The following is a 19,283-nucleotide window of genomic DNA, read 5'->3' as shown; positions in this document are numbered from 1 at the left end:
GTGGAACCTATAGTAAGTACTTCAAGTTTTATTCATCCAAAAGTAAACTCTTTTTACCCTCTCTTTTTTTATTCCGTTCAACATAAACCCTTAATAGCAAAGCAATTCCTACCCACATACCAACAGCTCCTTCTCTAGGGTAGAACGTTTGACTCCCTATAGAAGCAATTAAAAATGCCCCTATTAATGCAAAGGAAGCACCTCCTGTAACTACATACAAAGGGTTTGATTTATCACGGAATAAACTCCAAGAGTATTTCAAGAACAGTAAATATAATAAAAATACTGGGAAAGCCGCTATAAAGCCATTATCTTGAATCCATTGTAAATACGAGTTATGAGGATGAGGAAAGCTATCAGATTCTCCATATAACTGCCTCATTTTCAGCGTAAGCCCTATGTTTACCATAGCATCTCTACCATAACCAAAGTATGGGGCCTCAATAATGGAATCCCATACTAATGGCCAAGCTAAATTACGGCCAGAAGTAACTTCATACAGATTAACTCCATCTTCTTCGAAATTCGTTTCTTGAGTTTGCATATTTTCATCAGGAGTGAAGCCAAAACTCAAACGCTCAACTGAAGATGGTGCAAAAACAACCACTGCTATGTATACCAAAGGGACTAAAATAATATACTTACGCCATTTAAAGAGACAATAAACAAAACCTAAAAGAGCCCAAGTCCCATAACCTGTTCTACCTCCAGTCATTGCCATCGCAAGGAATATCATAAAACAACTAGGTAAAACAAACAGCCAGTAATGCTTCCTGCTCACTAATTCTTTTAAACAAAAGACTAACCAAAAAGCACCACTCATCATCATCGAGATATTAACTCGATGAAAGCCAACACTATCCGAAATAATCTTTAGTGCTTTATGTTGTAGCGCATCCCCACCTAAAGTCAATGAACCTAACTTCATTGCTTTAACGACTTGAAAGGCTAAGAAAATAAACATCAAAGCCAAAGAACCCAATGCAAAATTATATTGTTTTCGATTACGACAACCATCAAAAATAATCATGCTCGGCATTACCCACTTAAAACAATTAATCAAGTATTCGTTGATACTAGAGACCACTCCAGGTGGAGAGGCATTAATAACATCATACCATTCAAGGACACCACTGCGATCTGATAGGTATCGGATAACACTAAGTACAATAAAAAATGCATATACAAATAATAAAAAATTAATTTTACGAGGCATTTCCCAAAGTAGCTTTTGCTTTCTTCTATTAGAAAGCCAAGACAAAACGACATTTAGAAATAAAAAGTTCCAGTGATTTAATCCAGGTACTCCTCCAATAGCTTTCGGCATATCAGGGTGCTGAAAAATAGACATAAGAAGCACCAACCAACAGGCCCCACGAAACCAGTCCTTCCAAGCATAGACGCTTAAATAGGCAATGAGTAAGGTGAGTAATGTAATTCGAATCATAGTGAGTAACTTTATTTCTTATTTAAACAAAACAGCATATATTTTCTGCCAATGTTGCTCCACTTGAGAGACGGTGAATTTTTCACTACTGAGTAAAGCAGCCTTAGAAAATTCAGCTAAACAGTCCTCCGAATCAAATATCTCTTTATATTTCATAGCAAAGCTTTCGCTAGTCAGAGGATCAACAAGGTAGCCATTCCTTCCCTCTTCAATTAAATCCCCCAAATCACCTACATTTGAATTAATAGCAGGAAGTCCACACATCATCGCTTGTATAAGAGCTTGAGATAACCCCTCTGAATCAGAGGTTAATACAAAACAACGGGATTGTTGCAACCAATATTCAACATTATTTTGCCACCCAGCAAAATCCACATCATCAGCAATACCTAAATCGGCTGCCATTTTTTGCAATTTATCTTTATCCGGCCCATCTCCAACTATAACTGCATTTAATTGAGGGAATTCCTTTTTGGCAAGCTGTATCGATTCCAAAAATCGATCCACTCTTTTTACTTCAGACAAACGGCCTATTAGAATTAAATCGTATTGCTTTTTTACTTCAGGCTTAGGATAAAATACAGAATTATCAAAACCGCGCAGGTACAATTTCAAAATTTGTCGAGACACCTTTATTTTTAAAATAACGAATCGCTGATGTTCCCATGGATACAACAAGATCCATCTCGTTTACTGACTTAACTAATATTTTTTCTATAAAGTCATCTGATTGTCCAATTTTGTTAAAAATTCTATTTTCTGTGTTAACTCCCCTCCAATGACCTCTCTAGGTCCACCACCACAAATATAGACTGATTTAGCGCCAATCAGTTTTGCTAAAACAACCACAAATAAACCATTTAATAAAAGGTGGAAACCCACTAATACGTCAGGTCGCTTAGTGATAGCGATCCATGTAAAGTAGAATAATCGCGCACCTACTTTTCCAAATAATGAACTCAACCATTTGGGTGCATATAGACCAGAAACCTTATCTATATTGGGTACTGAAGTAGATGCTACCATGGTTAAATGCTTACACGCCTCAGCATTAGCCATAGGACGTAAATGCGTGATTAACCAATGGTCAGAATAAAAAGTGCCCGTTGCTAATATAGTGAGTTGCTTAGTTTTTTAGATTTATAAGGTATTAATTTGAATAGCTTTAATAACACATAATGCAAAATAAGTATTAGCCTTAACACCCATCGATAAACGTGTTGAAAAACATTAACTTTCTTATCAACCATTTTTAATTGTCCATTTTAGGAAACACTAGTCGTTCCCACTCAATTGAAATACTAGCTTGCTCCATATCATTCTTATTATTAATCACTATTCGGTTGTGTTCTACCCCATTAATATAGAGTCGAGTTAGTTCAGGGTCATCAACATACCAAGTCAGCCCATTAAGATCTTCCCAGCTATAACCTGTATTAAGATAGATGTGGGTTTCCTCGCCTATGTATTTAACAGAGAAATCTAACTCTTCAACTGTTCGGTTATAGCCTAATAGACGGCGGGTAGTAGTCGTTAATATTTTTTTACCATTTTGATAGTCTGCTAACAACTCAAAGGCTTTTCTTGTTTCCTTTGTAAAAGGTTCTTCAATAGAGTGTACTTTGCCCAGGTGACTATAGAGGACGCTGCAACCTTCTTTTTCTACTAATGTATCTAACATTTTTTTGTTAACACATGATGTATACCACGTGCTTGATCAAAACAAGAGACGCCACCCCATGCAGGATTACAACGCATAAACTCATTAACTTTAGTACCATCTATCAATGTTGTTTTGCGTAGAACTTTATTCGCTTTATGCATCGCATATTTTTGACTTCCAAGCCGAGCAAGCCAAGCTTTAACAAACTCTAACGTAATAGTTTTTAACGATGCTTTAATATACTGTTTATTAAATATACTTTGATAACTGCGTTTTGTATTTTGTGCAACGCAACTGGTCACCCTGCCTTTCCAAATGAAGGGCAAACCACCAGATTGTACTGTCAAGTCACAGTGGTAAGCTGTAGCGCCTTGTTCAGCGCCATGACCTTGCATAATATCGTTATCTAAATTAGTTGGCGCTTGTGCGTGGTCGACCCACACTTCAATTTTTCGCTTTCCTGATTGAATGATATTCCAATACTTTTCAATTGATGATCTGTCATCAACAAAATCACCAAATGAATGTAAACAATCAATATGACCAGACTCAATCAAACGATGAATTTTATCTCTTCCGTTGTCATCTGTATTTGTATAAGAAAAATTATGGTTAGGCATATCAAAATAGATAGTATTTCCAACCTCTAAACCAACCCCTTTTCCTAAAGACGTTTGTTCAGTTGTATTTAGGTACTTTGCCGTTTCAAAATAAATGTCTTTGTTAGGCGTTTCATCTAGATCACTACAAATCGCAAGCATTGCTTGGTAAGGATATGGGTACTTTCTTAGGCTAACCGTATTTTTTTCTTCATGGTGATTGCAACTTAAATCGAGATAAACATTTCTTTCGTAGCTGTATTGGTACTAAGTAATAGAAGTAAATCGTTAAGGTAACAATACCTGCACAACCAAAAAACAACCACGCATTTAACCACTCACCTTGATTATATTCATTGCGCGATAAAGAAAGCAGGGTATAAAAAGGAATAATATAAAGAAATGGCTTAAGTAAACTATTGAAAATATAGGTTTTTAAAGAAAGCTTAAGCTCGTTACATGCATAAATAGGTACAATAATGCCATAAACAATATTCATTGGAATAACAAATAATAGAGCAGCCGTGGTTAGTTCCCATTGCTCAAGGCCCGTAAATAAAAGTCCTATCCCAAATAATACAAAAATCGTAACAAAAGCAAAAATAGAGATACGGCCATGTTGATTCATGCCCATTAATATTCGAATAGAGGTATCTTGCCCCATTGGAAGTAGCTGCCCAATTGCTAAGATCATCACTAATGGCCATAGTGCATATTCAGCTCCCATCCAATAATGTAAAACAACATCGCCATAGATAAACAACAAGCCTAGAGTCGGTAGAGCAAAAGCAAAACTTAGTTTAGTAGTATTAATAAATAGTGCTTGAATCGCTTGCGCATCTCCAGCACCCTGCATTGATCCTGTTGTAGGAGTTAGCATCAGAGTAAACTTCGTCATGAATGTTTTAATTTGCTTAGTTAACGCCATAGGACGAGCAAAGATAGCAAGTGCAGCAGGACCAATAGAACTCACCAACATCACACTAATCGTTTGTAACAAAATGATAGGAGGGATATTAGATAACATACTTTTAATGCCAAATTTCAACAACATTTTAGTTGTTTTCCAGTTTGCCATCTTTAAATTAAACTTAAACTCTTTACAGACTTTGTTAACAAATACAAATCTAAGGGATTGGAAAATGACTGTTGATATTAGATAACCAATGGCCATCCCTGCAACACTTAATTCAGTAAGGTAAAGCGCTAAAACCATTAAAATAATTGATAGCACACTATCGCCGGCATGTAAGGCATTATGTATATCCCAACGATGATACCCAGTTAATAATCCACTTGCCGAACCAGAAGCCATTTGAAAAGCAACCCCACCCCCTAAAAAGAATGACTAACTGTGCCGTATGCGTATTCTCAGCAAGGGTTTCGCCAAAATAAGGCGGCAGTAATAGGTAAAATAAAACGGTAGCTAACATCGCCACAGCAGCAAAGATTAACTGTACAAATAAAGCTGAATTGGCAACATAATTAAGTAAAGTTAATTCACCTGCACCTCTATGTTTTGCAACATAACGATTAAAACAAGCTCCCATTCCCAAACCAACTAAACTTAAATAACTAACAAAAGACCAACCAAAGTCCCATATACCCAAAGCCGCTTGCCCTACCTTATCATCCACCAAACGTGGCATAATAAAACCAGAAAAGATCAATACAAGCTGACTAGCCCAACTCACCATTAAGTTCCATGCAAAACGATCCTGCCCAGTTAAATCAGCTTTTTGTGGTTCCACTTTATCTGTCATTCGATTTATTCCAAATAACCAAGACGGCTATGGTAATCACCAGTGACTTGGTAATAGGTTTGCAATTCCTCTTCACTCAATAAGGTTTTCCAACGATCATCTAACTGAATCACTTCAGAATCATCTAAGCGCATGCCATTCCCTACTACGTGATGTTCAACCGTTTTAAAATCTAAGCGTTTTTTAGCAGGGTCTACGCCAATAAAATTAAACAAGGTATCCAAGGTTTGCTCTGTGTTATTACATATATCCTCGTAATGTACTTGTATCCAGTTCTTTTTAGGCATGGTTGCTAATACCGCTTCAGTCTCTTGATTACAACGCACCCATTCATGAGCGCCAACTTCAATTCCTCGGCCTTGCTCTTGTGTTTTTCCAGCTCCACCACCGCGTAGCGTTGGATTTTTAGCATCGGCAAATTCTGACGGGTTTTTATAAGCTAAGGAAACACCTCGACCATCGCGTACAACCCAAATCACTTTAACGTCTAAGTCAGGGTTCTTTAATAAATACTTCAATCGAATACCAATTTTTGAAGAATCAACGACGATATCAACACCTGCTTGTTCGGCGATTGAACGAGCATAATCAGCATTACGTTTTTGTAATAAAGGTAGATTTTCACGCCAAACTGGAGAGCAGCAAAGTAAAGTATCACGAACAAGCTCCATCAGAGGAGAACGTACTAACGGCTTTAACAAACGTAAGACATAGGGTGTTGCACCAGTACGAAAATCTGTTCCTGCCTCAGAAATACAAAAATCATGGCCTTTATCATCCATTTTTTGAGTGACGCCTTGCCAAAATCCACATTCGCTTACTAGCGTTTTACAAGAGCATAAATAACTCTCTTTTTCGCCTAAATTAACCGCTTTTAATTCACCTACACTACATAAATCAGGATGTGCACCTAACAGCATTGCTGTCATTGTAGAACCTGAATGACTGGCCGCAGCCAGATAAATCAATTGTTGTTTTTTATTCGTCATCTATTATCTTCATGATTTAGCTGGCTTAATAAGCTCTTTAAGTAGCATTAAAATAAACAGAGTGTTGGTCACTAAATAACGTTTCCATAAACGCCCTGGCTCTTGTAACACACGATACAACCACTCCATCCCCATTTTCTGCCATATCAATGGAGCGCGTTTGACTTTACCTGCAAACACATCAAATGAACCACCCACGCCATGTACAACAGGGACTTTCATCACTTCTCCCCACTTGGCCATAAATTGCTCTTTTTTAGGAGAGGTAATCGCGACAAAAAGCACATCTGCTTTAGCTTCGGCAATTTTTTCAGCAACTTGTTGCTGTTGTTCATCAGAAAAGTAACCATTTTGTCGTCCAGCGATCACAACACCTGGGTAATGCTGATTAATTTGTCGCTCAATCTCTTCAGAAACCTCTTCAGTTGCACCAAGGCAAAATACACGATAACCAGCAGTATTACCTCTTTCTAAAATACCATGCATCAGATCGATACCTGCGACCCGCTCAGGCAGCTTTTTATTAAGGATTTTACTTGCAAGTACCACGGCACTTCCATCAGCTAAGATTAAATTGGACGAGAGTACATCTTCACCTAGTGCCGGATTTCGTTTCATATTCACAACCTTAGCGGCATTCAACATACCGACGTGTAAAGATTGTTTAGAAGTGATACATTCATGAACAACATCTAATGCCTGAGACATTCCCATGGGATGTATATTAATACCAAACATAGTAATGGTAGGTTGTTGTACTTGATAGCGTGTGAAAGGGTCTTTTGAAGGGGACTTGTCTGCGTTCACTTAGCCTCTCCTTAGCGTATATGATGGCTTAGCCAATTAACATAACAGTAGTTTTTTGTGTTGTAAATCTTCCTATATTTTTAATGTATTATTTTTCACATAAAACATTAAAAAGCTAGCCTTAATAGGTATTTACTGCACTTTCAAGGACATGAAAATGACAAAAACAGATTATTTAATCAGCCTAGATTATGAACTTTTTTTGGTAAAAATACCGGCTCAGTAGAAGACTGTATGATCACACCAACTAATCAATTATTGACTGTTTTAAATAAGCATAATAGTCGAGTTTGTCTTTTTGTTGATGCTGGTTTCTTAGTTAAGTTAAAAGAGTACGCAAAAAACTACCCTGAATTGCAACAACAATATAATGATATTAAACAGCAACTATTAAGCCTATCTAAAGCAGGTCATGATATACAGCTGCATATTCATCCTCATTGGGTAGACAGCACCTACGATAAAAACGGTTGGAGTATAGAAACTCGACGCTATCGCTTACACGATTTTTCAGACCTTGAAATTGATCAGATTGTACGTACATATAAAGCAGAATTAACATCTTGCACTTTACAGCCAATATTTGCATATCGTGCTGGAGGTTGGTGCTTACAACCCTTTGATAGGTTAGCTAAAGCTTTAGCAAGTAATGGTATCTGGTTAGATAGTACCTTATTTAATCAAGGTTACTCATCTGACCCTACCCGCTACTTTGATTTTACTGATATGCCACAACAGGCTTATTGGACTTTCTCTACAGACCCTTTACAACCAGATCCTAAAGGGCAATTTTTAGAAATCCCGATTAGTGCCTTCAGAACCTCTCCTTGGTTCTTTTGGAAATTAGCTTTCCATAAGAAGCTATCAAGCAAACAGTTTAAAAGCTTTGGTAATGGACAAGCCATGGTCGCCAATAAACAATATTATATCGACAGATTAACAAAAACGACCTTTGGTCCAGTGATGATAGATGGTGCTAAAGCTGGCCAGTTAGAAAGTGCATTGCGCGCTCATAATAAACAGCAACCGAATGCTATCTTTAATATTATGGGACACCCTAAAAGTCTTGCCCCCTACTCCTTAACTAAGTTGGATCAATTTTTAAATAATCATCCCCAACTACAGTGTAAAACCTTCCAAAATTTTAGACACCTTATGCCTAGCATGGCTAGCAATATTTAAATTACTTTTAAAACTCTGCCCCGTTAACCCAGTGCTCGATCATTCAAACACTGGGTAAACTTGGTTTATTCAGATACAGCAGCCCAATGTTTTTGGACCTCTTCATCGTCAGGTAACAATTCCAAGGCTTTTTTAATCAGAGGCTTGGCTTCTTCTTTTTCCTGGCTTGATATAAAATCCAACCGTAAGTATCTAAGATAGCAGGGTTATTAGGATCTATTTGATAAGCTCTAGCGGCTAAGGCTTCAGCTTTAGGATCGTTGTCTAATGCATATAACCAGGCTGCATTATTTAGGCTAGTTAATTCATTAGGCGCAACACTTAATACTTTCTCATAGGCGCTAATTGCAGCTTTATTATCGCCTTTTCGCTGCAGAGCCATACCGCTATTTAAATTAGCGTATAAACTGGCTGGTGATGCAACTAACCATTGGCTTAAAAATGCTTCTGCCTTCGCTTTATCTGTTCGTTGATAAACCTTATACAACTCAACAGCCACTTGATCATTATTCTGTTTATTCCACTCATCTGATAATAGTTGTTCAGCCGTTGCATCATCCTTTTGTGCTAATGATAATTGTGCTTTTAACACTACCACCTGCGGATTATCAGGCAACATAGCTTCAATCTGTTTTAATACTTTATCAGCTTCAGTAAATTGACCAGATAATGTCTCGATGGCAGCTAATCTCATCAAAAACAGAGGTTGAGTTGGAGTCAATTGTAACTGTGCCAAAGTCAGCTCTCTTGCACTGGTATAATCTTTAGAGCGGATAGCAGCAATAATTCTTTGATTACTAATCTGTTGCTGTAATGTATCCCCTTTATCCACCAGATCGACTGGAAGATTAATCGCTTTTTTAATCATTTTATCAGCATCAGCGAATTGCTTTTTCTGGTACTGATAATCAGCTAACACCAATGCTAATACGCTAGGGTTATGTTTAGCAGATAACCGCTCTTCAATCTTAAGAGGATCTTGTCTTTGTTGCTGCACGCTGATCACGGCACCGTAATAGGCTTTTACTTGTTCAGGGTATAAATCAATAATCTGATTATAATAGGTGAACGCTGACAACCAATCTTGCTGTAACTGTTTGCTTTGTGCTAACCCGTAGTAACCTTGTACATCATCAGAGGCTTTAATTATTTGATTAAAAGATTGTTCAGCTAGCGCATACTGTTGACGGTATAAATAATAGTTAGCAATAAGTAAACGCGTCCCGACTGCATCGCCTGGTTTCTCTGCTTCATTCTTAATAAAACGATCAGCTTCCTCGATCTGTTTCATCTCTAATAATTTTTTCAAATAAGCAGTTTGTAAAGATAAGTCAGTACTATTTTTGGCTAGCCCGGCAGATAACAGATCTAATACCGCTTGATCTTCCCCTGGTGATTTTTCATTTAAATAACTACTTTCTAATAAGGTTAACTTAGGTGAATTAGGAAAGAGATTTTTAATACGTTGTATAGCAACATCAGCTTTATCGAACTGTTTCTCACCAATCGCAGCAATGGCATACAAGGTTAATGTATCTAAACGTTCTTCATATTCAATCACGCCATCAAGAATATTTAACACATCACTACTTTGGTTGAGTTTAAGCTGTGTCATGGCATAGATTTGCGTTAACTGAGGCGTATTCACTTCTGGATCGATCATACCTGTTAAGTACTTTTCAGCGCCAGTTACGTCCCCTTCTGTATACAAAATAACACCAAGCATGGTTGAGGCTTTTTTATTTTTAGGGTCTAGTTCCAAGATTTTATGTAATGCTTCTTTCGCTTCACCTAATTGCTTACGTTTATAATACTCCTGCGCAGAAACATAGTATTCGTTGATGGTTGTTGCTGTAGGGAATTCATCACTCAATATGCGAGAGTATAATAACGCCTCTGAACTACGTCCTTGTGACGTTAAAATAGAGGTTAATGCTTTAAGAATATTGATACGCTCAGGTGTGAAGATATCTGACGAAGGCAACTCACTTAACGCAAAAGAGAGTGTACTTTCAGCTTGTTCTATCTCGCCTTTTTCCAGTAGTAAAAAGCCTTTTAACATTAATGCTTCAGTGTTTTTAGGCTCGGTTAACATTGCTTTTTCTAATAGCGATAGCGCTGCTTCTTTATCATTAGTGCCTGCTGCAATTCTAGCTTCACCAATAAAGCCTTCACTTTCAAAGCCCGGCTCTGTTTGTAATTCTGTAAACATAGATAAGGCTTGATCAGGCTTATCTTCTAGCAGTAACAACTTAGCTTGTAATAACTTAAAGCTATCTCCTTTTGTCGATAGCAGATCAGACTCTTGCTCAATCAGTTTTCTTGCTGAAATCACTTTTTTAGTACGTTGATAAGACTCTAACAGCAACAGGTAAAAATCAGCGTCTTTATCACCTTGATAGCGGTTTAACACGTCTAAAGCTTGCTTCGATTGCCCCAGCTTATTATAAACTTTAGCCAAAATAACAAAGCCATCCTGATGTTTAGGATAAAGAACAATGGCATTGTTCGCAGAGTTAATAGCAGCTTTAAACTGGCTTTGATCTAAATAGGTTTTACCTTGTTGGCTATATTGAGCCAACTCTGCGACATTTTCAGTATTCGAATCGTCATTACATGCAGTAATGAATAAGCTGCTCGCTAATAGCAGAGAACTAAAGGTGACAGTAGATGATTTTTTCATTTTCTTCCCTTATAAAAGGTAATTGAAATAGCTTTATAATTATTGCATATCGTATTTTTTCATCAGGTCATACAAGGTCGGCCTTGTAATTCCCAGCGACTTAGCCGCAGCACTAATATTATGATCAGAAGCAATCAATGCTTGCTTTAATGCATTCACTTCAGCATTGCGTCGAATCTCTTTAAGGTTTAATGGAGCTGGCTCTTCATTAACTAACCCTAAATCTATTGCGCTGATATATTTCAAGTCACACATGATCGCCGCACGCTTGATTTTATTTTCCATTTCTCGGACATTACCTGGCCATGTATGGTTTTCAATCCCATTCACAGCATCTTCAGAAAAACCAACAATTTGTAACTTTTGCTTTTTAACGTATTTATTTAATAAATATTTAGCCAATAATAACTTATCTGAACCACGTTCTCTTAGTGGCGGAATATCTATTTGTATTTCAGCAATACGATAATAAAGATCTTCCCTGAACTCTCCTGACTCGACTAATTTATCGAGGTCTTTATGCGTTGCACAAATAATGCGAGTATCAATATCAATTTGCTTTCTTCCACCTACACGTTCAATCACTCGCTCTTGTAAAAAACGTAATAATTTGGCTTGTAGATGCAATGGCATATCACCGATTTCATCAAGAAACAGTGTGCCTTTATGAGCTAATTCAATTTTACCTACCGTGCTTTTAACTGCACCTGTAAAAGCCCCTTTTTCATAACCAAACAATTCACTTTCAATCAGGTTTTCCGGAATTGCTGCACAGTTAATAGCCACTATCTTATTATCTTTACGTAGGCTCAATTGGTGCAACGAGTTTGCAATGACTTCTTTGCCTGTACCACTTTCCCAATAAGTAAACAAGATGCATCAGTTGGAGCTATTTTCTCTACCATATTACAAATTTTTAGCATCTTAGTATCACTAGCAATTAACCCATTTAACATCGATTCTTGTTGATTGCTTAATTGCCTGTTTTTTCTTCTAAATGATAAATATGAAAGGCACGTTGTACGATCAGATCTAAAGTATCTGGTTCGACCGGTTTAGCATAAAAGTCATAGGAGCCTAATTTTACCGCCTGCATTGCATGCTCATTGCCTTCATTTCCCGTCATCACAATAATTTTCATATGCGGGCTTAAGTGCAACGCTTGTTGCAGTAATTCGAAACCTTCTGTCACCCCATCTTCATCTGGTGGCAGGCCTAAATCTTGAATCATCACCTTAGGTTCATGCAAACGTATCGCTGAAATAGCTTCTTTTTGGTTAGCAGCTGTAATGACATTGTAGTCAGCAAAGTGCCACTTCAATTGAGTTTGTAACCCCAGATCATCTTCAACAATCAATAATGCATCTGCTTTGTTATTTTTCAATCTTCAATCCTTAATATTTAAACTCGACACTCGCGGTATAACGCATTTCATCGTAGCTACTTGCTTCTTCTTCTACCGCTTGTTTATAGTAATTTGCTTGTAGAGAAAAAGTTAAATGAGGCCGGAAAGCATAGCTACTTCCAATTGTTGCGCTAGCCGTTTGTTTATCAAAGTTTGTATTCACTGTCGATTCACTATAGCTAAGTGACAAAAATGTGTTAATTTTTTTGGTGTTTTGTAAACTGAAATACGTTGCCCCCCCAACGAGGGTCAACGTCATCATCAACGACTTCAGTTTCTTGCTGGTAATAAAGGCTATTACTGTTGCTTAAACGATTAGTAATATAAAACTGGTGTTGTAAATCGATTCTATCTACCCACTGAATTTCAACGTCATCGCTGGCACTTTCATTGCTATTATCTTCTGCATCAATACCAGAGCCTAATGAAGAGTCACTTAACTCCCTTTGTGCACTGATCGATAACGTCTGGCGGCTAAATTGATAGCTATAAGATAGCTTGAATATAGCGCCACCTTCATCACCTTGGTCAGAGTTTAAATGAGTGTAACCTACTTGAACTAAGTATGTACCTTTACGTAATTGCCCATTGATTGAAGTGTTTACATTAGTTTGTATATAGTCAAAGTCAGAAGAAAGATAGTCTATTTTTTTCACATCTGTAGAAACGTCTAAACGAGCTTTTGCATTTAATGCATTATACCAAGTGACACCAACCCCATTACGATTAGACTCTTGATTATCATCGTCACTGTAACGCGTCGCAGTAAAGTCGTAGTCTAATTCAACACCAGCTCTTTCAGAGTAAGGGATTGTCCATACTGGATTAACCGTAAATACGTCTCGGTCACCTGTATTATCAGGAACATCGAGCCCCGCTTTATCGAGTAAATAAGTACGTCTATAATGAGTTAAATTCAGCATCAGGTTTTTGCTAAACAGCTGTTGATTGATGTTCAAGCTACCGGATACATCACCCTCATTGTCTAAGCTGTCTTCACTATAAGTGGTGTAGTAAGCAGCATAGTCTAAAGCGGTACGATTAGTCGCTGTTTGGTTATAATAGCCTACACCAAGGTCGGCTTGTTGTTCATATCCTGATTGCTTATCAGTGTAGGATTGAGTAATGTTATCACTCTGAGTGTGTGATAAACCAAATGACACATAGCTCTCACTCACGGAACCAGGTAAATCATTGGCTAATGCAATGCTTGGGATTAACCCCAAACAGCCAATCTCAATTAATCTCATATAGCATTTATTTAGTTTCATATTTATCCACCGCCTATATTAAATCTAACAATGACTTATTCCGTTATGAAGATTAATGAGCACCTAGACCCTTATAATTTAATACTTAGCCCAATGTATTACTGCCAGCTATCTCATACTTTTAGGCTTTTACTGATTCGTCTAATCATTACTTCATACTCAATATTATTGATTATTAAGTACAACCCCAGCCAATTTATCTTTACCTAGCGCATCGATACCAGCTTCAACCTGTGGCAAGTTAGATTGACCATATCCCACCACTAATAAAGCCGTATCACAGATAGAGGCTAATATTTGTGTTTCTGCATATAAACCAATTGGTGGCGTATCGATAATAATGTAACGATCTGGGTAACGATTTTTTACTGAGTTAATAAAACTCTGCATCTTGTGCGATGAAAAAAGCTCAGCAGCATGGATCGTATTATTACCAACAGGGATAACACGCACTCGAGGGATGCCTGACGGGTAGATAATATCGGTGATCGCATCCGTATCTCTTGCTAAAAAGTTGGTTAAGCCTAAAGTTGGCTTTTCCTTCAAGTAAGAAGCGATACGCGGTTTATAAATATTACAATCAATAACTAATGCTGTTTTACCTTGGTCTAAGGCAATACTGGTTGCTAAATTCATGCTGACATGACTTATTCCTGACTGTTGAGAGATCCCAGTCACCATGCAAATGAAGTTATTGTGATTCATTTTATTAAACAAATTAGTACGCAACTCTCGATAAGCATTGAGGGTTTTATAATCATCTATTCCAGGATAAATTATTTTAAGCTCATCTAACTCTTTTGCCGACAACAAAGGTGCTTCAGCCATCTCAGTGATCTGATTATTTTTTGTTGAGTCAGGCATCAGGGCATCATTACTTTTTAATGCCGTGTTATTAGTTGGAGAGGTTTCAGATACAGACATATTAAAATGCTCCTAATCTAATGATGTTGTCTAGAGACGCGCCATATTTAAAGGCAAGCGCAATCGCAACATAACCAGACATACAGACAATGTAATAAAGCAGTAGGAAAGTGTTATGCAGTCTGCGCGTTTTATTCTCCGACCGACAACTCGCGTGCGGAATACTCGCTAACAACATAGTGCCTTCGATATTTTTAATTTCAGATGAGAATCTGATTTTTGAATCGACTAGAATTTTTGCGACAAACACAGCAATAATAGCTAACAAGGCGACCAGTGGTCCGGCAATGAAAAAGTGAATAAAACGAGCACCGATCGGCGTGTTAGGATACGTCGCTGCTTCTTGCAGTTTATAGTTTACGCCTTGACCTTGAATATCCAATACCATCGAGATTCGCGCTTTCTCTTTTTTGGTTAGCATCTCTTCATATTGCTCTTGGAAAACACTGTAATCACGTGTTAATTCAGATAGCTCAGCTTTATTATTAGCGATTCGTTTACGTCGCTCGTAGGATTCATCTAATAAACGATTAAAGGCTTTTAAGCGATTTACTAAGGTACGATTCTCAACTTGAGCGGCAGACAACAAACTTCTCAACTCTTCATATAGAGGATTGAAATCTGCACCCACTGAGCTCTCAGTACTCTCTTTAGTGCCAATTTCAGCAATCACTTTTTCCAGATCATTAATTTGATAGTTGATATCGATAATCGCCGGATAACTATCTTCATAGTTAACCTGTAACGCTGCTTTTTGCTTTTTTAACTCTCTTAACTGACTGTTATAGACAGCACTTTCATAATTGTTATCAGCGTATTTACTCTCTCTTGATAACTGTCTTCTCAAGCTACCAACACGTGTATTGCTCTCTTGAATTTGAATATTCATCTCTTCAATAGACGCACGTAAACTAGCGATTCGGCTATTAACTTCATCTTCAGTGCCATCAAAGTTATTAGATTGGAAGCTTTTTAACTTTTCTTCGGCATTTAGTAATAAAGATTTATAAGAAGCGGCTTGTTGATCAATAAAATTGAATGCACTTCGACTCTCTTCGCGCTTAGTATCAGCACTATCTTCAATAAAGACTGACACTACTTTATTTAATATTTCGAAGGTTCTATTGGCAGTATCATCTTTGTAAGACACTTGAATATAATTACCCGAGCGCCCTTCTACAGTAAGATTATTACGTACTTGACTGATCTTAATATCTTTCGCTAACGCAGTAGGGAAAGCATTTTCACCATACACACTATCAACCACCTCAGACAAAATACGAGGAGAGTAAATAATATCGCGTACCTGATTACTCCTATTCTGCTTAAGCTCAGTCACTTCAGCTTTAGAGCCTAATAAGGGTTTAATAATATTTTGATTGTCTGCAAAAATAGTAATGGAACTAGAGTAGCTTGGTGGCCGCAATATACCGACAAACATAATCGCGAAACTGATTAAGGTTACCACAAAGGCAACCTTAAACTTTCGCTGACACATTTCACGCCAAACAACAGCGGCGTACTTAAAAATCTCAGTAATATCCATTGTTAAAACACACTCTCAGGAATAATTAAAATATCAGATGGACGTAACGTATAGTTAGTATCTAATATTCCACGATATAGGATATCTTCAACATTAACATGGTAAGGTTTTATACCTTCAGGCGTTTTTCTATATAAAATGGATTGGTCAGCATTAGCAAACTCAGTCAGTCCACCTGCTTCTAACACTAAATCTAACACATTAAGATCCGTGTAATAAGGAATAGATAATGGTCCGTTTACAGCGCCAGTAATACGTACTCGACTTGAATAGGATGCACTATTAGCTGCAAGAACAACAACAGTAACATTTGGGGCACGTATATATTTACTCAACTTATCAGCTAGCTCAGAGGCTAGTACTTCAGGTGTTAATCCTTGTGCTTGTGCATCACCTACTAAAGGCATTGAAATTTTGCCATCAGGTCGTACTGGTACACTAATTGATAACTCAGTATTCTTCCAAACACTCACCAATAATTGGTCATTGTTACCAATTTTATATTCAGAGAACTTTACTCGGTCAGAATAAGGCGCTTCGCTTAATACTTCTGTTTTTGCACAGCCTGAAATAATGACCGCACAAAATAGTGCTAACACGTAATTTTTCATATTCATCTCTCTTTTCAATTTAATTATTAAACACCTGAGAGTAAAACATTGATTTAATGCCTACTCCCTCGCACACTGCACTTCCATCTTTGCTTATCTTATTTTTAACACTTTTAACTTAACATAGGTAAATATATTGAAAATTTACTGCCTATTTTAGGTGTACTTTCAACAATTAACTCCCCATTTAAACCATGGATAATTTCTCGTATCTGAAAGGCACCAATACCCATACCTTCATTTTCCTTAGTGCTATTAAAAGGCTGGAATAATTCATTTTTAATAAAGGATTGATCCATGCCTATGCCAGTATCCATAATATCAATCCAAATCTGCTGTTCTTGGCAACGTAAATGTAAATTAACTTCACCATCATCATCTGTTGCATCTTGCGCATTTTTTATCAAATGATTAATAGCCATCAGTAACTTATCACTATCGCCATTAATAAAAGCACTCTCACAGTCAGTTGAAAACGTTGGACTAGGCAAGCCATTCATATTCATTTTTACCGCTTGTTTAAGCAGCTCATGTAAATTAATAGTTTTGGACTCAACTTCCCCTTTAATTTTTTTAAGAAGCTGATCCATTTTATTCACTGAGTTAGCGATAGTGGCAATAACATCATCAATAAACTCTGGATGATGTTTATATTTTTCAGCATTCTTAACCACTAATCCCTGTTGGGCTATGAGGTTCTTAATATCATGAATGGCAAAGGCTGATATTTTATTAAACATATCAAACTGCTGATTTTGAATAAGCTTTTCAGATGCTTGCTCTTTACTAATATAACTTGCAATTTGTCGCCCAGTTAACTTTAAGAGATCAAGATCTTCCCAGGTCAGCTTTTCTTTCTTATTTAAATTATTTTTACACAATACAGCAAAACCAATTAAACCGGTTGCACTATTAAGAGGTAGTATTATCCAAATTCCCTCAATATTTAGCACCCAATCAGATAGATAGGATTTGTATTGAGCATCGTATTTAGTCTCATAGGTACTCGCTTGGAATATCCACTCCTCCTGCTCTAGCTTCTCAATTAAATCACTGTGATGCGGCTCTATCGGTAAACTGCCGGAGTAATCAATCCCCTGCGTCGCGACTGAGGTATAAAACTGCTGTCCTTTCACCCAAATACCACCGGCATTACAATGAAATATAGTTTTTAGTGCATTTAATGAAATGTCATAGCAGTTTTGGTTTTTATGCTGCGTTGATAATAGTGCATCTAACTGAATCCATTGTTTTTTATAATCATACTTATGGGCAAAGAAGTGTTTACTTGTCCACACAACAAAACTGTCTCTGATTTTTTCAGACAAGGATAATGCGATTAAAGAAAAGATAGCCAGAACATACAAGGTGACTTTGGAAGCACTTAACCAGCTAATTTCAAAGTAATCAAAGGTTGCAGCAAATAAGGCAATAACAATTAAAAAACCGCCAACTACGGTTAAGCTGGTATTAAAAATAATCACACTATTGGACAATTTAAAACGGCTACGTTCTTTTAACTGTCCAGCATAAAATATAATACTTAATGCTAAAATCAACGAGGTAACCGAGCTAATAACCGTACGAGCTTTCCATAAAGAGAGGTGTAGGTCACTGTTTAATAATAATAAAGAGAAAACAATAATGTCATAAGCAAACAGAATAAAAGCCACAAGAGCCACTAATTTAGTCATCCGACTGGAGTGATCATCTCGAATCAATTGTTCACACACGACTACCCCTAATAAACTCAACATAATTTTGAGGTAAAGGGCTAAAACTGGGAGGGGAATAACGCATCGTTATCTATATTATAGATAAATAAAGTCAGTATTATAGCCAGTGCAGTATATAAGCTATAGGCCCAACTATTAGGTAATTTGGATTGCCTGCTTAGCATTAATAGATACAGTAAAACAATAATCCAAGACAGGTATCGAAGTGACTCTAACAGTAAGAAGCGCCATGAAAAAGAGGCTGCGGAAATTGTTTCAGGTGCAGAAAGATGCCAAATCACTGAGATAACAGCACAGGCAAATAAACTAACTTTAATACGCATAATTGGTATTTTAAAAAGAATAATAATTGCTAATGCAATTTCTACAGAGCTTTTTAACCAATTACCCTCAAATAAATTAACACTGAATTCCATGTATCACTTCTCTGTTATGCATCCATACACATAATAAATTCAAATAATTACACCAGAAATAAATATGAAATTATTAAACAATTCTCAATTATAGCTTTCATGATAAAAAAATTGCAACGTTTGATAGTGGTCACTACCCTTATAGGGTTTGAATTATCTACTAATGGGTAGCAATGTCACAACTTAAAGAATAGCAGCATTACCTAAAGGTGATATAAATATACGAATAATATAGCTTAAT

18 protein-coding genes and 1 pseudogene are annotated in these 19,283 nt (G+C 36.9%); 1 reads left to right on the top strand and 18 read right to left on the bottom strand.

The genetic code is table 11. The features are described from left to right. Positions 1–28: 28 nt before the first annotated feature. The 9 genes from ACLKL2_RS14980 to ACLKL2_RS14940 all read right to left on the bottom strand — a co-directional run bounded on the left by ACLKL2_RS14980 (position 29) and on the right by ACLKL2_RS14940 (position 7,268). Entirely contained in the window at positions 29–1,351 is a 1,323-nt protein-coding gene (locus tag ACLKL2_RS14980; protein WP_413692341.1) for an O-antigen ligase family protein, read from the bottom strand. Positions 1,352–1,465: 114 nt separating this feature from the next. Then, positions 1,466–2,122 (bottom strand): glycosyltransferase, encoded by a 657-nt coding sequence (locus ACLKL2_RS14975; protein ID WP_413692340.1) that lies wholly within the window; start codon positions 2,120–2,122, stop codon positions 1,466–1,468. A gap of 39 nt (positions 2,123–2,161) precedes the next feature. Further along, positions 2,162–2,473, bottom strand: a complete 312-nt coding sequence (locus ACLKL2_RS14970; RefSeq protein WP_413692339.1) for a hypothetical protein — start codon at positions 2,471–2,473, stop codon at positions 2,162–2,164. 226 nt (positions 2,474–2,699) lie between these two features. Beyond that, a complete protein-coding gene (locus ACLKL2_RS14965; RefSeq protein ID WP_413692338.1) occupies positions 2,700–3,128 on the bottom strand; it encodes a hypothetical protein in 429 nt (142 codons plus the stop codon). Continuing rightward, entirely contained in the window at positions 3,122–3,871 is a 750-nt protein-coding gene (locus ACLKL2_RS14960) for a hypothetical protein (protein ID WP_413692337.1), read from the bottom strand. Before ACLKL2_RS14960 ends, ACLKL2_RS14965 begins: the two co-directional genes overlap by 7 nt. Before the next feature lie 49 nt (positions 3,872–3,920). Further along, complete coding sequence (locus ACLKL2_RS14955; RefSeq protein ID WP_413692336.1) at positions 3,921–5,024, bottom strand: lipopolysaccharide biosynthesis protein; 1,104 nt, start codon at positions 5,022–5,024, stop codon at positions 3,921–3,923. After that, the gene (locus ACLKL2_RS14950; protein WP_413692335.1) at positions 4,966–5,472 is read right to left on the bottom strand and encodes an MATE family efflux transporter; all 507 of its coding nucleotides are present in this window, start codon (positions 5,470–5,472) and stop codon (positions 4,966–4,968) included. The genes ACLKL2_RS14955 and ACLKL2_RS14950 overlap by 59 nt, the downstream gene beginning before the upstream one ends. Positions 5,473–5,477: 5 nt before the next feature. Further along, positions 5,478–6,461 (bottom strand): sulfotransferase, encoded by a 984-nt coding sequence (locus ACLKL2_RS14945; RefSeq protein ID WP_413692334.1) that lies wholly within the window; start codon positions 6,459–6,461, stop codon positions 5,478–5,480. A gap of 9 nt (positions 6,462–6,470) precedes the next feature. After that, positions 6,471–7,268, bottom strand: a complete 798-nt coding sequence (locus tag ACLKL2_RS14940) for a WecB/TagA/CpsF family glycosyltransferase (protein WP_258546816.1) — start codon at positions 7,266–7,268, stop codon at positions 6,471–6,473. 234 nt (positions 7,269–7,502) lie between these two features. On the opposite strand from ACLKL2_RS14940, the gene ACLKL2_RS14935 reads away from it, so the two are divergent. Then, positions 7,503–8,450 carry a hypothetical protein gene (locus tag ACLKL2_RS14935; RefSeq protein ID WP_413692333.1) on the top strand — a complete coding sequence of 316 codons (948 nt, stop codon included), beginning with the start codon at positions 7,503–7,505 and terminating at the stop codon, positions 8,448–8,450. Positions 8,451–8,586: 136 nt separating this feature from the next. Here the strand turns inward: ACLKL2_RS14935 and ACLKL2_RS14930 are convergent, their stop codons facing one another. The 9 genes and pseudogenes from ACLKL2_RS14930 to ACLKL2_RS14890 all read right to left on the bottom strand — a co-directional run bounded on the left by ACLKL2_RS14930 (position 8,587) and on the right by ACLKL2_RS14890 (position 19,042). Beyond that, on the bottom strand, positions 8,587–11,133 hold the full coding sequence (locus ACLKL2_RS14930; protein WP_413692332.1) for a tetratricopeptide repeat protein: 2,547 nt from the start codon (positions 11,131–11,133) through the stop codon (positions 8,587–8,589). A gap of 39 nt (positions 11,134–11,172) precedes the next feature. Further along, a pseudogene (prsR, locus tag ACLKL2_RS14925) lies at positions 11,173–12,517 on the bottom strand (PEP-CTERM-box response regulator transcription factor). Positions 12,518–12,527: 10 nt separating this feature from the next. After that, positions 12,528–12,701 carry a hypothetical protein gene (locus ACLKL2_RS14920; protein ID WP_413692331.1) on the bottom strand — a complete coding sequence of 58 codons (174 nt, stop codon included), beginning with the start codon at positions 12,699–12,701 and terminating at the stop codon, positions 12,528–12,530. A gap of 34 nt (positions 12,702–12,735) precedes the next feature. After that, entirely contained in the window at positions 12,736–13,809 is a 1,074-nt protein-coding gene (locus ACLKL2_RS14915) for a hypothetical protein (RefSeq protein ID WP_413692330.1), read from the bottom strand. Positions 13,810–13,974: 165 nt separating this feature from the next. Next, positions 13,975–14,733, bottom strand: a complete 759-nt coding sequence (locus tag ACLKL2_RS14910) for an AAA family ATPase (protein ID WP_113817602.1) — start codon at positions 14,731–14,733, stop codon at positions 13,975–13,977. Position 14,734: 1 nt separating this feature from the next. After that, positions 14,735–16,279, bottom strand: coding sequence for an XrtA system polysaccharide chain length determinant (locus ACLKL2_RS14905; RefSeq protein WP_413692329.1), 1,545 nt, complete (start codon positions 16,277–16,279; stop codon positions 14,735–14,737). Positions 16,280–16,281: 2 nt separating this feature from the next. Then, on the bottom strand, positions 16,282–16,890 hold the full coding sequence (locus ACLKL2_RS14900) for an XrtA/PEP-CTERM system exopolysaccharide export protein (protein ID WP_113817604.1): 609 nt from the start codon (positions 16,888–16,890) through the stop codon (positions 16,282–16,284). A 113-nt stretch (positions 16,891–17,003) separates the two neighbouring features. Then, entirely contained in the window at positions 17,004–18,623 is a 1,620-nt protein-coding gene (gene prsK, locus ACLKL2_RS14895; protein WP_413692328.1) for an XrtA/PEP-CTERM system histidine kinase PrsK, read from the bottom strand. Positions 18,624–18,664: 41 nt separating this feature from the next. Further along, positions 18,665–19,042: a hypothetical protein gene (locus ACLKL2_RS14890; protein ID WP_413692327.1), complete on the bottom strand. Its 378-nt coding sequence runs from the start codon at positions 19,040–19,042 to the stop codon at positions 18,665–18,667. Positions 19,043–19,283 lie beyond the last annotated feature (241 nt).

Origin of the sequence: Psychromonas sp. KJ10-2, from assembly GCF_047323255.1 — a bacterium.
GTDB lineage: Bacteria > Pseudomonadota > Gammaproteobacteria > Enterobacterales > Psychromonadaceae > Psychromonas.
Note: the sequence above shows the minus strand (reverse complement) of the source record. Positions and strands in the feature narration are given on the sequence as shown.

Excerpts from the sequence above, each read along its gene's own strand:
- ACLKL2_RS14980 (WP_413692341.1), bottom strand. The coding sequence starts at position 1,351 with ATGTCTATTTTTCAGCACCCTGATATGCCGAAAGCTATTGGAGGAGTA.
- ACLKL2_RS14970 (WP_413692339.1), bottom strand. The coding sequence starts at position 2,473 with ATGGTAGCATCTACTTCAGTACCCAATATAGATAAGGTTTCTGGTCTA.
- ACLKL2_RS14965 (WP_413692338.1), bottom strand. The coding sequence starts at position 3,128 with ATGTTAGATACATTAGTAGAAAAAGAAGGTTGCAGCGTCCTCTATAGT.
- ACLKL2_RS14960 (WP_413692337.1), bottom strand. The coding sequence starts at position 3,871 with ATGCTTGCGATTTGTAGTGATCTAGATGAAACGCCTAACAAAGACATT.
- ACLKL2_RS14955 (WP_413692336.1), bottom strand. The coding sequence starts at position 5,024 with ATGGCTTCTGGTTCGGCAAGTGGATTATTAACTGGGTATCATCGTTGG.
- ACLKL2_RS14950 (WP_413692335.1), bottom strand. The coding sequence starts at position 5,472 with ATGACAGATAAAGTGGAACCACAAAAAGCTGATTTAACTGGGCAGGAT.
- ACLKL2_RS14945 (WP_413692334.1), bottom strand. The coding sequence starts at position 6,461 with ATGACGAATAAAAAACAACAATTGATTTATCTGGCTGCGGCCAGTCAT.
- ACLKL2_RS14935 (WP_413692333.1), top strand. The coding sequence starts at position 7,503 with ATGATCACACCAACTAATCAATTATTGACTGTTTTAAATAAGCATAAT.
- ACLKL2_RS14930 (WP_413692332.1), bottom strand. The coding sequence starts at position 11,133 with ATGAAAAAATCATCTACTGTCACCTTTAGTTCTCTGCTATTAGCGAGC.
- ACLKL2_RS14915 (WP_413692330.1), bottom strand. The coding sequence starts at position 13,809 with ATGAAACTAAATAAATGCTATATGAGATTAATTGAGATTGGCTGTTTG.
- ACLKL2_RS14910 (WP_113817602.1), bottom strand. The coding sequence starts at position 14,733 with ATGTCTGTATCTGAAACCTCTCCAACTAATAACACGGCATTAAAAAGT.
- ACLKL2_RS14905 (WP_413692329.1), bottom strand. The coding sequence starts at position 16,279 with ATGGATATTACTGAGATTTTTAAGTACGCCGCTGTTGTTTGGCGTGAA.
- ACLKL2_RS14900 (WP_113817604.1), bottom strand. The coding sequence starts at position 16,890 with ATGAAAAATTACGTGTTAGCACTATTTTGTGCGGTCATTATTTCAGGC.
- ACLKL2_RS14890 (WP_413692327.1), bottom strand. The coding sequence starts at position 19,042 with ATGGAATTCAGTGTTAATTTATTTGAGGGTAATTGGTTAAAAAGCTCT.